The sequence below is a fragment of the Pantoea sp. Fr+CA_20 genome, assembly GCF_024520835.1.
GTDB lineage: Bacteria > Pseudomonadota > Gammaproteobacteria > Enterobacterales > Enterobacteriaceae > Pantoea > Pantoea allii.
In genome coordinates this window covers 101,559-114,984 of the sequence record NZ_JALNPN010000007.1, presented here as the reverse complement: position 1 = coordinate 114,984, position 13,426 = coordinate 101,559, and the positions used below count along the sequence as shown (strand labels likewise).

12 protein-coding genes are annotated in these 13,426 nt (G+C 53.9%); 9 read left to right on the top strand and 3 right to left on the bottom strand.

What is annotated here, in order from left to right; genetic code table 11:
• The first annotated feature begins 275 nt into the window (after positions 1–275).
• The 6 genes from cyoA (at position 276) to NR177_RS11425 (ending at position 6,529) form a co-directional block, all read left to right on the top strand.
• Complete coding sequence (gene cyoA, locus NR177_RS11450) at positions 276–1,202, top strand: cytochrome o ubiquinol oxidase subunit II (protein ID WP_063878645.1); 927 nt, start codon at positions 276–278, stop codon at positions 1,200–1,202.
• A gap of 4 nt (positions 1,203–1,206) precedes the next feature.
• On the top strand, positions 1,207–3,189 hold the full coding sequence (gene cyoB / locus NR177_RS11445; protein WP_063878644.1) for a cytochrome o ubiquinol oxidase subunit I: 1,983 nt from the start codon (positions 1,207–1,209) through the stop codon (positions 3,187–3,189).
• Positions 3,189–3,803 carry a cytochrome o ubiquinol oxidase subunit III gene (locus NR177_RS11440; RefSeq protein WP_063878643.1) on the top strand — a complete coding sequence of 205 codons (615 nt, stop codon included), beginning with the start codon at positions 3,189–3,191 and terminating at the stop codon, positions 3,801–3,803. Before cyoB ends, NR177_RS11440 begins: the two co-directional genes overlap by 1 nt.
• Complete coding sequence (locus NR177_RS11435) at positions 3,803–4,132, top strand: cytochrome o ubiquinol oxidase subunit IV (RefSeq protein ID WP_013024878.1); 330 nt, start codon at positions 3,803–3,805, stop codon at positions 4,130–4,132. The genes NR177_RS11440 and NR177_RS11435 overlap by 1 nt, the downstream gene beginning before the upstream one ends.
• Before the next feature lie 12 nt (positions 4,133–4,144).
• The gene (gene cyoE, locus NR177_RS11430; RefSeq protein WP_063878642.1) at positions 4,145–5,032 is read left to right on the top strand and encodes a heme o synthase; all 888 of its coding nucleotides are present in this window, start codon (positions 4,145–4,147) and stop codon (positions 5,030–5,032) included.
• A gap of 132 nt (positions 5,033–5,164) precedes the next feature.
• Positions 5,165–6,529, top strand: coding sequence for an MFS transporter (locus NR177_RS11425; protein WP_063878641.1), 1,365 nt, complete (start codon positions 5,165–5,167; stop codon positions 6,527–6,529).
• A 132-nt stretch (positions 6,530–6,661) separates the two neighbouring features.
• On the opposite strand, the gene adhP is transcribed toward NR177_RS11425, so the two are convergent.
• Positions 6,662–7,702 carry an alcohol dehydrogenase AdhP gene (gene adhP / locus NR177_RS11420; protein WP_256852926.1) on the bottom strand — a complete coding sequence of 347 codons (1,041 nt, stop codon included), beginning with the start codon at positions 7,700–7,702 and terminating at the stop codon, positions 6,662–6,664.
• Between the two features lie 27 nt (positions 7,703–7,729).
• The gene (locus NR177_RS11415; protein ID WP_063881116.1) at positions 7,730–9,250 is read right to left on the bottom strand and encodes an aldehyde dehydrogenase family protein; all 1,521 of its coding nucleotides are present in this window, start codon (positions 9,248–9,250) and stop codon (positions 7,730–7,732) included.
• A 273-nt stretch (positions 9,251–9,523) separates the two neighbouring features.
• Here NR177_RS11415 and NR177_RS11410 point away from each other — a divergent pair, with 273 nt between their 5' ends.
• Positions 9,524–11,305 carry a sigma-54-dependent Fis family transcriptional regulator gene (locus NR177_RS11410; RefSeq protein WP_256852925.1) on the top strand — a complete coding sequence of 594 codons (1,782 nt, stop codon included), beginning with the start codon at positions 9,524–9,526 and terminating at the stop codon, positions 11,303–11,305.
• Here NR177_RS11410 and NR177_RS11405 read toward each other — a convergent pair.
• Positions 11,302–11,793, bottom strand: coding sequence for a YajQ family cyclic di-GMP-binding protein (locus tag NR177_RS11405; protein WP_063878638.1), 492 nt, complete (start codon positions 11,791–11,793; stop codon positions 11,302–11,304). The genes NR177_RS11410 and NR177_RS11405 overlap by 4 nt on opposite strands.
• A 133-nt stretch (positions 11,794–11,926) precedes the next feature.
• On the opposite strand from NR177_RS11405, the gene panE reads away from it, so the two are divergent.
• Entirely contained in the window at positions 11,927–12,847 is a 921-nt protein-coding gene (gene panE / locus NR177_RS11400; protein WP_256852924.1) for a 2-dehydropantoate 2-reductase, read from the top strand.
• The gene (gene yajL / locus NR177_RS11395) at positions 12,801–13,400 is read left to right on the top strand and encodes a protein deglycase YajL (RefSeq protein WP_096011999.1); all 600 of its coding nucleotides are present in this window, start codon (positions 12,801–12,803) and stop codon (positions 13,398–13,400) included. The genes panE and yajL overlap by 47 nt, the downstream gene beginning before the upstream one ends.
• Positions 13,401–13,426: the final 26 nt, after the last annotated feature.

Sequence of the window (13,426 nt, the reverse complement as noted above, 5' to 3'; positions counted from 1 at the left end):
TGATGCAATATTGTTAAATAAATGGGTGATTAAAGTCAGGGTTATACCATTACCACTTTTGTTTAACCCTATATCCATCTCTTTTTGTTATATTGCCGCCAACTGCTTGTCCACGTTAATAATTTGTCACCGAGAACAACATCTGTGACACCCTTAGCAAAAGGTGTCAACATGGTTCTGACACATCCTTAAGCTGGTTTACACTGCATAAACCTTCCCGTAAAATGCGCGCACACTTAAACGACAATAGAGCCCTTTGTCATTGAGGTCGTTAAATGAGACTCAGTAAATACAATAAAAGTTTGGGGATTTTGTCATTAATCGCAGGCACTTTATTAATGAGTGGCTGCGATAATGCATTGTTAAATCCCAAAGGACAGATTGCGCTGGAGCAACGTTCGCTGATACTGACCGCTTTTGGTCTGATGATGATCGTCGTGATACCTGCAGTCTTGATGGCCGTGGTGTTTGCCTGGAAATATCGGGCGTCGAACACTAATGCCAAATACAGCCCTAACTGGTCACACTCTAACAAAGTGGAAGCCGTGGTCTGGACCATTCCGATCCTGATCATCGTTTTCCTTGGTGTGCTGACCTGGAAATCAACCCACGCCCTGGAGCCGAGCAAACCGCTGGCGTCAGACGTGAAACCGGTTGAGATTGATGTGATTGCCCTGGACTGGAAATGGCTGTTCATTTATCCAGAACAAGGTATTGCGACAGTTAACCAGATTGCCTTCCCGGCAAACACACCGGTTAACTTCAAAATCACCTCTAATTCCGTTATGAACTCCTTCTTTATTCCTACGCTCGGTAGCCAGATCTACGCGATGGCAGGCATGCAGACTAAACTGCATCTGATTGCCAACGAGCCAGGAACTTTCGACGGTATTTCCGCCAACTTCAGTGGTCGCGGTTTCTCTGGTATGAAGTTTAAAGCCATTGCCACCAAAGACGACGCGGAGTTCCAGCAGTGGGTTGCTAAAGTTAAAGCGGCACCTAACACGCTGACAACGATGGATGATTTCGAGAAAGTAGCCGTACCAAGCGAAAATCACCCGGTGGAATATTTCTCTTCTGCTAATCCTGAACTGTTCTTGCAGGTCATCAACAAGTTCATGCATAGCCACGGGAAGATGGACATGCCTGAGCATAAAGGCATGGACATGAGTCACACCGCTACCGCGGGAGCCGAGGAATAATACGATGTTCGGAAAATTAACACTGGATGCGGTACCGTTCCATGAGCCGATTGTCATGGTCACGGTTGCCGGTATCATCATCGCAGGTCTGGCGCTTGTCGCTGCCATCACTTATTTCGGTAAGTGGAAATATCTGTGGTCAGAATGGTTCACCTCCATCGACCACAAAAAACTGGGTATCATGTACATCATCATGGCGTTCGTCATGCTGCTGCGCGGCTTTGCCGATGCGGTAATGATGCGTACCCAGCAGGTTCTGGCTTCGGCCGGGGAAGCAGGCATACTGCCGCCGCATCACTACGACCAGATCTTCACCGCGCACGGCGTGATCATGATCTTCTTCGTGGCGATGCCGTTCGTCGTGGGCCTGATGAACATTGCTGTACCTTTGCAAATTGGTGCGCGTGACGTTGCCTTCCCGTTCCTGAACAACCTGAGCTTCTGGTTTACCGCGATTGGTGTAATCCTGGTTAACCTGTCTCTGGGTGTCGGTGAATTCGCACAAACTGGCTGGCTGGCCTATCCACCGCTGTCGGGGGCAGAATACAGTCCTGGCGTGGGGGTAGACTACTGGATCTGGAGTCTCCAGCTCTCCGGTATTGGTACCACGCTGACCGGTATTAACTTCTTCGTGACCATTCTGAAGATGCGTGCACCGGGCATGGACCTGTTCAAAATGCCGGTATTTACCTGGGCTTCCCTGTGCACCAACGTCCTGATCATCGCTGCGTTCCCGGTTCTGACCGTAACGCTGGCACTGTTGACACTTGATCGTTACCTCGGCTTCCATTTCTTTACCAATGATATGGGCGGTAACATGATGATGTACGTCAACCTGATCTGGGTTTGGGGTCATCCAGAGGTGTACATCCTTGTTCTGCCGGTCTTTGGTGTCTTCTCTGAAGTCACAGCGACCTTCTCGAAAAAACGTCTGTTTGGTTACACCTCACTGGTATGGGCAACTATCGCCATCACCGTGTTGTCGTTCATCGTTTGGCTGCACCACTTCTTCACCATGGGTGCGGGTGCGAACGTAAACGCCTTCTTCGGTATTATGACGATGATTATCGCCATTCCTACCGGGGTTAAAATCTTTAACTGGCTGTTCACCATGTACCAGGGCCGCATTCAGATGCACTCTGCGATGTTGTGGACCGTAGGCTTCCTGGTCACCTTCTCTGTCGGTGGTATGACCGGTGTTCTGCTGGCGGTGCCAGGTGCGGACTTCGTGCTGCACAACAGTCTGTTCCTGATTGCTCACTTCCATAACGTGATTATTGGTGGTGTGGTATTCGGTTGTATGGCAGGCGTGACTTACTGGTTCCCGAAAGCGTTCGGCTTTACGCTGAACGAAACCTGGGGCAAGCGTGCCTTCTGGTTCTGGATCATCGGCTTCTTCGTCGCCTTTATGCCGCTGTACGTTCTGGGCTTTATGGGGATGACACGTCGTCTGAGCCAGGACATCGACCCGCAGTTCCACCCTCTGTTGGTGGTAGCGGCAGGCGGTGCGGCACTGATTGCATGCGGTATCCTTTGCCAGATCATTATGTTCTACGTTTCTGTGCGTGACCGCGACCAGAACCGCGATCTGACCGGTGACCCATGGGGCGCGCGTACGCTGGAGTGGGCAACCTCTTCACCACCGCCGTTCTATAACTTTGCTGTTATCCCGCATGTGCATGAGCGTGACGCTTTCTGGGAAATGAAAGAGAAAGGCGAAGCGTACAAGCAACCGGCTCATTATGAAGAAATTCATATGCCGAAAAACAGCGGTGCTGCGATTGTTATTGCCGCGTTTGCGACCATCTTCGGTTTTGCGATGATCTGGCATATCTGGTGGCTGGCGGGTCTTTCTTTCCTCGGCATGATCGTAACCTGGATCGTGAAGAGCTTCGACGAAGACGTGGATTACTACGTTCCGGTTGCCGAAGTAGAGAAGATTGAAAAGCAGCACTTTGACGAAATCAGCAAAGCAGGTCTGAAATAATGTCAACTGAAACCGTAAAACACCACCACGACGCCCATGCGGAGCATGGGCATCACGATGCAGGAGCCAATAAAGTCTTTGGCTTCTGGATCTACCTGATGAGTGACTGCATTATCTTCGCAACGCTGTTTGCGACCTATGCAGTTATGGTTAACAGCACCGCCGGTGGTCCGGCAGGCAAAGATATCTTTGAACTGCCGTTCGTGCTGGTTGAAACCGCCCTGCTGTTATTAAGCTCCATCACCTACGGCATGGCGGTTATCGCCATGAACAAGGAAAACAAAGGCACCGTTATCGGCTGGCTGGCGTTGACCTTCCTGTTTGGTGCTGGCTTCATCGGGATGGAAATCTATGAGTTCCATCACCTGATTGTTGAAGGCTTTGGTCCTGATCGCAGTGGTTTCCTGTCTGGCTTCTTTACGCTGGTCGGTACTCACGGTCTGCACGTAACCTCTGGTTTAATCTGGATGGCCGTGCTGATGTTCCAGATCGCGAAACGCGGTCTGAACGCCACTAACCGTACCCGTATCATGTGTCTGAGCCTGTTCTGGCACTTCCTGGACGTGGTTTGGATTTGCGTGTTTACCGTAGTTTATCTGATGGGAGCCATGTAATGAGTCATTCTGTTAACGAACATGGTGCATCACACGGTAGCGTGAAGTCTTACATGATCGGCTTCATCCTCTCTATCATCCTGACGGGAATCCCGTTCTGGATGGTAATGGATGGCAGCGCTTCTCATGGAACCATCCTCGGTGTTGTGCTGGTCTGTGCAGTAGTTCAGGTGCTGGTTCACCTGGTTTACTTCCTGCATCTGGACAGCAAATCTGAAGGTGGCTGGAACATGGTGGCCATTGTCTTCTCAGCAATCATTATTCTGATTGTTGTCGTTGGCTCACTGTGGATCATGTGGAACCTCAACTACAACATGATGCCCCACTAAAGAGTCTGTGTAATGTTTAAGCAATACCTGCAAGTTACAAAGCCAGGAATTATTTTCGGGAATTTAATTTCTGTGATCGGCGGATTTTTGCTGGCCTCTAAGGGCAGCATTGATTACGCCCTGTTTCTCACCTCACTGGTTGGCGTGTCGCTGGTTGTTGCATCAGGTTGTGTTTTCAACAACGTGATCGACCGTGACATTGATATCAAGATGGAGAGAACCAGGAATCGGGTGCTGGTAAAAGGCCTTATCTCCGCGAAAGTTAGCCTGGTTTACGCCACTGTGCTGGGTATTGCTGGCTTTGCACTGCTGTATTTCGGTGCTAACCCGCTGGCCATGTGGCTGGCGGTGATGGGCTTCGTGGTATACGTTGGCATTTACAGCCTGTATATGAAGCGTCACTCCGTCTACGGTACGCTGATTGGTAGCCTGTCCGGCGCTGCGCCGCCGGTCATTGGCTACTGTGCAGTGACCAATGAGTTTGATGCCGGTGCCTTAATCCTGCTGGCGATCTTTAGCCTGTGGCAGATGCCGCACTCCTATGCGATTGCCATCTTCCGCTTTAAAGATTACCAGGCTGCCAACATCCCGGTGTTACCGGTGGTGAAAGGCATTTCCGTGGCGAAAAATCACATTACGCTCTATATCCTGGCGTTTATGATTGCCACGCTGATGCTGACGCTGGGCGGCTACGCGGGCTACAAATATCTGATCGTCGCGTCTGCTGTTAGCGTGTGGTGGCTGGGAATGGCGCTGTCAGGCTATAAAACCTCAAATGATCGGGTTTGGGCACGTAAGCTGTTCGTCTTCTCGATTGTGGCGATTACGGCCCTGAGCGTCATGATGTCGGTTGATTTTATGACGCCAGCCTCGAAAGACCTGCTGACCTACGTGCGCTAATGTGTACTAAAACAGCATGAAACGGGCGCGATTTTCGCGCCCTTTCTTTTTGTTACCACTGCTTAAGAACTATTGTTTTACCCGCCCGCTCTCCCTCCCTAGAATAAACGCAGCACAACAACAGAGGTTGGAATGAACGATAACAAAATGACTCCGGTGGAGCTGCGCGCCACGTGGGGCCTCGGCACGGTCTTTTCCCTGCGTATGCTGGGAATGTTTATGGTCCTGCCGGTATTGACCACCTATGGCATGGCACTCCAGGGCGCGAGTGAAACCTTAATTGGCTTGGCCATTGGCATCTACGGCCTGGCACAGGCGATTTTCCAGATCCCCTTTGGCCTGCTGTCAGATCGCATTGGGCGTAAGCCCCTGATTGTGGGCGGCCTGCTGCTGTTTGTACTCGGCAGTGTGATTGCTGCTAGCACGGCGTCCATTTGGGGCATCATACTGGGACGTGCACTGCAGGGTTCCGGGGCGATTGCCGCCGCCGTCATGGCACTCCTGTCTGATTTGACCCGCGAACAGAACCGCACCAAAGCAATGGCGTTTATCGGCATCAGCTTTGGCGTCACCTTTGCCATTGCGATGGTCTTAGGTCCAATAGTGACACACAAGCTGGGCTTACATGCCTTGTTTTGGATGATCGCGCTCCTTGCGACAATGGGGATTGCGATTACCTTATGGATCGTGCCCTCCTCCTCTCATCACGTGCTTAATCGTGAGTCGGGCATGGTGCGCGGCAGCTTTAGCAAAGTGCTGGCCAACCCAAGGCTGGTCAAACTGAACCTGGGCATTTTCTTTTTGCACATTCTGCTGATGTCGAGTTTTATCGCCCTGCCCGACCAGTTTGAACAGGCTGGCTTACCGCCGTCGGAACACTGGAAAGTGTATCTGACCACCATGCTGATTGCGTTTGCGGGCGTCGTGCCCTTTATCATTTATGCAGAAGTTAAACGCCGCATGAAGCGGGTTTTTGTCGGCTGCGTCGGCATGATGGTCATCGCAGAAATTGTCTTATGGGGCGCGCAGGGGCATTTCTGGACGCTGGTCGTCGGCGTGCAGCTGTTCTTCCTGGCGTTTAACCTGATGGAGGCGATTCTGCCTTCGCTGGTCAGCAAGGAGTCACCTGCCGGTTATAAAGGCACCGCAATGGGGCTTTATTCCACCAGCCAGTTTTTAGGCGTCGCCATCGGCGGTAGCCTGGGCGGTTGGCTGTTTGGCCATTTCGATGCGCAAACCGTATTTATGGTGGGGGCGATCGTGGCCGCGGCCTGGCTGTTTGTCAGTATGACAATGCAGGAACCGCCTTATGTCAGCAGCCTGCGTCTGGTGTTGAGCGATGCCGCACTGGCTGTGCCTAATCTGGAAAAACGGTTGAAAGCACAGCCTGGCGTCTCATCGGTGCTGATTGTGCCGGAAGAGAAAAGCGCTTACATCAAGATAGACAGTAAAGTCACCAGTCGTCCTGAACTGGAAGCGCTCATCGGCAGTTGTTAAAACGGGGCTGCACTGCAGGGGAAGATTACCTCAGTTGCCGTCAGATACGCGGTAACAGCCCAGATGCATTAAGGTGCCGCGTTTAACGCTGGCACCTTTTTTCATCAGGTAGTCATCGCATCCTGGCTGGGTTTACAATGACATATCCACCACAATACGGCCTTCAATCTTGCCTGCATGCATCCGGGCAAAGATATCGTTAATATTGCTGAGCGGTTCAATCGCCACGCTGGCTTTCACTTTATGACGGCTGGCAAAATCCAGCGCCTCCTGTAAATCCATACGCGTTCCGACGATAGAACCGCGCACCGTAATGCCGTCCAGCACCATATCGAAAATAGACAGATCGAATTTGCCAGGCGGCAAGCCATTTAACACCATGGTGCCCCCGCGACGTAACGTGCCGATCGCCTGCTCAAAGGCTTTAGGCGACACCGCCGTGACCAGCACGCCGTGCGCGCCGCCAAAGTGCTCATGAAACACCTTGGCCGGATCGACGTTTCTGGCATTCGCCACCACGCTGGCACCAAGGCGTTGGGCAAAGGCCAGCTTATCGTCATCGATATCGACAGCCGCCACATTCAGCCCCATCGCGACGGCATACTGTATAGCCATGTGACCTAACCCACCGATGCCGGAAATCACCACCCAGTCACCGGGTTTGGTGTCGGTCATTTTTAAACCTTTATAGACCGTCACGCCCGCACAGAGCACCGGTGCCACCTCGTTGAATGCAAGGTTTTCGGGGATGATGCCGACATAGTTGGCGTCCGCCACGCAGTATTCGGCAAAACTGCCGTTAACCGAATAGCCGGTATTTTGCTGGCTATGGCACAGCGTTTCCCAGTTATCGAGACAGTGCTCGCAGTGACCGCAGGCGGAGTAGAGCCAGGGCACGCCGACCCGATCGCCCACCTTCAGATGATGTACGTTATCGCCCACCGCGACCACCTGCCCGACACCCTCATGTCCCGGGATAAAGGGAGGAACGGGCTTCACCGGCCAGTCGCCCTCTGCCGCATGCAGATCGGTGTGACACACGCCCGTCGCCGCGATTTTTACCAGAATCTGACCTGCGCCCGGCTGTGGCACGGGGACCTGCTCAATGACTAACGGCTCACCAAAGGCCTTCACGACCGCGGCTTTCATCATCGTGTTGATTTTCATCGTCATGATTTACGCTCCAGATAGGTTACGGACTTAAAACAGCCCCAGCGGTGCCGTGTCATAGCTGACCAGCAAATTTTTCGTTTGCTGATACTGGCTGAGCGCCATTTTATGGGTTTCACGGCCAACACCGGATTGCTTGTAACCGCCAAAGGCGGCGTGGGCCGGATAAATGTGGTAACAGTTGGTCCAGACACGCCCGGCTTTAATGGCGCGCCCCATGCGGTAGGCTAAATTGCTGTCCCGCGTCCAGACGCCCGCGCCTAAACCAAACTGCGTTTCATTGGCGATGCGCAAGGCTTCTGACTCATCTTTAAAGGTAGTCACACCGATAACCGGGCCAAAAATTTCCTCCTGAAAGCAACGCATGTTGTTGCTGCCTTTAATCAGCGTGGGCTGAATATAGAAACCGTTATCCAGTTCAGACGATATCAAGGCCCGCTCACCCCCGGTCAGGATCTCGCCCCCTTCGTTGCGGGCAATCTCGATATACGACAAAATTTTATCGAACTGCTGACGCGAAGCCTGCGCGCCAATCATGGTGTCGGTGTCGAGCGGATCGCCGCGCCGAATCGTCGCCACTTTAGCCATCACCCGCTCCATGAAAGGCGCATACACAGACTCATGAATGAGCGCGCGGGAAGGACAGGTACAGACTTCGCCCTGATTAAAAAAGCCTAGCACAAGCCCTTCTACTGCCTTCTCAATAAAATCTGGCTCGCCGTTCATAATGTCGGCAAAGTAGATGTTGGGGGATTTCCCGCCCAACTCTACCGTACAGGGGATAATATTTTCTGCGGCACAGGCCATAATATGACGCCCCACCGGCGTTGAACCGGTAAAGGCGATTTTGGCGATACGCTTACTGGTCGCCAACGCTTCCCCCGCCTCACGGCCAAAGCCCTGCACCACGTTTAGCACCCCGGCAGGAAACAGATCGCCGATCAGCTCCATCAACAGCGTAATGCCCAACGGGGTTTGCTCAGCAGGCTTCAGCACCACACAGTTACCGGCAGCCAGCGCAGGGGCCAGCTTCCATGCCGCCATCAGCAAGGGAAAGTTCCAGGGGATAATCTGTCCCACTACGCCCAGCGGCTCATGAAAGTGATAGGCCACGGTTTTCTCATCGATCTCGCCGGTGCTGCCCTCTTGCGCACGCAGGCATCCCGCGAAGTAGCGAAAATGGTCGGCGGCCAGGGGCAGATCGGCATTGAGCGTTTCCCGAATCGGTTTGCCGTTATCCCAGCTTTCCGCCACGGCCAGCTTTTCCAGGTTGGCATCAATGCGGTCAGCCACCTGAAGCAGCAGGTTGGATCGGGTTTGTACCGAGGTTTTCCCCCAGGCTTCTGCAGCACGATGCGCGGCATCCAGGGCCAAATCAATATCGCGTGCATCGGAGCGCGGGAAGTGAGCAATATCACTGCCGTTGACGGGCGAAGTATTCATGAAATATTGCCCGTTCAGTGGCTCAATAAATTTGCCATCAATGTAGTTGCCGTAGGCAGACTGGAACGTGACTAACGCACCTGGTGAACCGGGATGGGCATAACGCATTGCAAACTCCTTCTGTAGGGTAGACAGGCAGCGGCATGATGTTTTTTTAACGGACAGCTCGCTGTAACCTGACGCTTGCACGGCCTGTGCCAACTCCGGGCCGAAGCGGGGAAGCGCATTAAAACAGAGAATAATCAGGAACCTGCGCATCAGGCAAACCAACGTTCAGTGCAGAATCAGGGGTTTCATCCGGCTTTGTGTTGCAAATCGCAACACTGGAAAAACCAAGACGCTACAATTCCGCAACACTTTTCCGAACGCACGAGGTCATTCATGCAGGACAAGGTTTCCGATGCCACACTGCCCGCTATCGACAATAACCCACTGCTGAGTGATTCCTGGTTACGCAGCCAACTCTACGGGCTGGAGCGTTCGGCCGATGATTTTCCTCGCCTGCCCCAGACAGAGCTGACAGAACTGGTCGCCAGCAATACCGACCTGCAACAGTTTTCTCAGCCGGTGATGCGCAAGCTGGCACAGAAGGTGGCACCGATGCAGTCGGTGGTCATTCTGTCTGACGCTGCGGGCCGGGTGCTGCATACGTTTGGTGATATGCAGGCGATGCAAAAGGCACAGCGCTTTGCCCTCGCTCCCGGCAACATCTGGAGCGAATGTGGCCGGGGCACGAACGCCATTGGCACAGCCCTGGCGATAGACGACGGTTGCGAAGTTGACGGTAATCAACACTTTCTGACCCGCAACCAGGGCCTTTACTGTGCCGCGATGCCGCTGCAAATGCCCAACGGACAGATCGCGGGCGTGCTGGATATCTCCGGCCCCGCCCATTTCTCCCACGACCACAGCTTTGCCTGGGTAAAGCAGGCCGCGCGGCAGATTGAGTACCTGTGGGTTAAGCAAAGCCTGCATCCGCAGCAGTGGCTGATGAGCCTGCACCCCGATGTGCACAAACTCGACAGCCTGGATGAGTTGCTGCTGGTGTTTTCGGATAACGTACTGACTGCCGCAAACCGCCTGGCGATGCGTGAACTGGGTCTGCACGCCGAGCAGCTTGGCGTCACGACCTTTGAGCAGTTGTTTCCCCAGCGTAACCTGCAGGCCACGGCCCTGCCGACGCCGGTAATAACCGGCCATCAGCCTTATTACTATCGTCTGCGGGCACCGACCCGGACGCGCTTCAGCGTCGCCGCACGTCCTGCGCCACCGCTTCCTTTCTCCCTGCAAAATGAGGGCGACAAAATGGTGCGCCTGTTGAATGCCGGAGTGGCATTGTGCATTCGCGGGGAAACCGGCAGCGGGAAAGAGTACGTGAGCCGCGCATTGCATCAGCAGAGCCGCTGGCGTGCGGGCAAATTTGTGGCGATTAACTGCGCCGCGATTCCAGAATCGCTGATTGAATCCGAGCTGTTTGGCTATCAGCCCGGGGCGTTTACCGGGGCCAGCAAAAATGGCTATATCGGCAAAATTCGTGAGGCCGATGGCGGCGTCCTGTTTCTGGATGAAATTGGCGATATGCCGCTGGCGCTGCAAACCCGACTCCTGCGGGTGCTTCAGGAAAAAGAGGTCGCACCGTTGGGTTCCAGTCAGAGCTGGCCGGTGAACCTGGCCGTGATCAGCGCAACGCACCAGGATTTGGCCCAGCGCGTCAGCCAGGGCGCATTTCGTGAGGATCTTCTTTATCGCTTACAGGAGTTTTCATTAACCATTCCACCGCTGCGTGACTGGCCTTCGCTATCGACCTTTATCACACAGCTCTGGGGTGAACTGGGCGGCGATGCGCGCCAGATTGGGCTGTCACCTGAGGTCATGACGACATTAACGCGTTACCGCTGGCCGGGCAACGTACGCCAGTTACGTAGCCTGATGAAAGTCTTGCTGGCGCTGGCTGAAGATGGGGAAACCGTGGGGATAATGCACCTGCCGGAAGCGTACCGTAACGAGGAAGCGCCGGCGTTACCTGCGCGTCAGCAACATGACGATCAGCTGATAAACGCCACGCTGCAGCAGTTTAACGGCAATATCAGCAAAACCGCACAGGCGTTAGGGGTTGCGCGCAGCACGCTGTATCGCCGCGCTGCACGCAATAAATACGGTTAATCGCGGAAGTTTTTAAACTGGAACGGCTGACCCAGATTGCCGCCGCGCACCAGCGCCATCGCGCCCTGCAGATCGTCGCGTGACTTACCGGTAACGCGTAGGGATTCCCCCTGAATCTGCGTCTGCACTTTGAGCTTGCTGTCTTTGATCAGCTTCACCAGCTTTTTCGCCACATCGGCTTCAATGCCTTTTTTCATTTTGGCATCCAGGCTCCAGCTCTTGCCGCTGTGTTCAATCTCTTCTGGCACGTCCAGTGCCGCGCCTTCAATGCCGCGCTTGAGCATTTTTTCGCGCAGAATATCGACCAGTTGCTTAACCTGAAAGTCAGATTCACTGATGACTTTAATGGTTTCATTTTTTTCATTGAGTTCATAACTGGCGGTGACGTTGCGGAAATCGAAACGCGTTGCCAGTTCACGGTTAGCATTCTCTACCGCATTGCGAACTTCCTGCATGTCGACTTCTGAAACGATATCGAAAGATGGCATCTCTTCTTCTCCTGAGGCTAAACTGGCATGCATAATACGCGTCTTACGGCACTAAATAAAATCACGCTGTGCAGCGCTATACTTAACTCATTGTCACAGCGCATAAATAATAAGCCCGCGAGCGGGAGGCAGCATGAAAATAACCGTATTAGGATGTGGTGCGCTAGGTCAGGTCTGGCTCACCGCCCTTGCCCATTGCGGACACGATGTTCAGGGATGGCTGCGCGTGCCTCAGCCCTACTGTTCCGCTAACGTGATTGATCCGTTAGGCCGCGTGTCAAACCGGACATTTATCGCTAACGATCCGCTGTTTCTGGCCCAGAGCCAACTGCTGTTGGTGACGCTTAAAGCGCCACAGGTGTCGACCGCCGTTAAAAATCTGGAAAGCGTGATGTCAGAAAACTGCCCCGTCCTGCTGCTGCACAACGGGATGGGCACGCTGGGAGAACTCAAAGGGCTTCGGCAACCGCTGCTGCGCGGTATCACCACGCACGCCGCTATGCGAGACGGCACGGTGATCAAGCATGTCGCCAACGGCGTCACGCACATTGGCCCCGGCAACCGTAAAAGCGAGGGCGGAAGTGAGATTGCCGACATCCTGCATTACGCACTGCCCGACGTCGCCTGGCACGACAACATCCGCGCCGCCTGCTGGCGCAAACTGGCGGTTAACTGCGTGATTAACGCCCTGAGCGTGGAGCACGACTGTCAGAACGGCGCGTTGCGTCATTACAGCGCTGAAATAACGACGTTATGCGATGAAATCAGTTGGGTGATGGAACGCGAAGGCCAGTCCGTTGCCAGTCAGAGCCTGCAGGATCACGTCTTTGATGTGATTGAAACCACGGCGGCTAACACCTCATCGATGTTGCAGGATATTCGCGCACAGCGGCTAACGGAAATTGAGTACATCACCGGTTTTCTGTTGCGCCGCGCACGCACGCACGGCTTAGTGTTGACAGAAAACACGCGCCTGTATGACATGATTAAACGCAAGGAGTCTTATTATGGGCGCGAGCGCCTCAGTACTGGTCTGTCTGGCTCATGGCAGTGAAGAAATCGAAGCGGTGACCACGCTAGATCTCTTGGTTCGCGGCGGTATAAAAACCCTCACCGCCAGCGTAGAAAGCGACGGAAGCCGGGAAATTGTCTGTTCCCGCGGCGTAAGGTTGCTGGCCGATGTGCCGCTGGTTGAGGTGGCGGACAATGACTATGACGCCATTGTGCTACCCGGTGGCCTGAAAGGAGCCGAGACGTTTCGCGACAGCCCACTGCTGGTAGAAACCGTCCGCCAGTTCCATCAGTCTGGACGCATTGTTGCCGCCATCTGCGCGGCGGCCGGCACGGTGCTGGTGCCGCACAACCTGTTTCCGGTAGGAAATATGACGGGCTTTCCCGGTTTGAAAGACAGGATACCGGAGGATAAATGGATGGAGCGTCGCGTCGTATGGGACCCACGGGTTAATCTGTTGACCAGCCAGGCACCGGGCACGGCGATGGACTTTGCGCTGAAGTTAATTGATTTATTAGCAGGCAGTGATAAAGCACGTGAGGTTGCAGCCCAGTTGGTACTGGCACCCGGCATTTATGATTATCAGGCAAGTTAGGATTGGGCGTTAAGACAGCAGATACA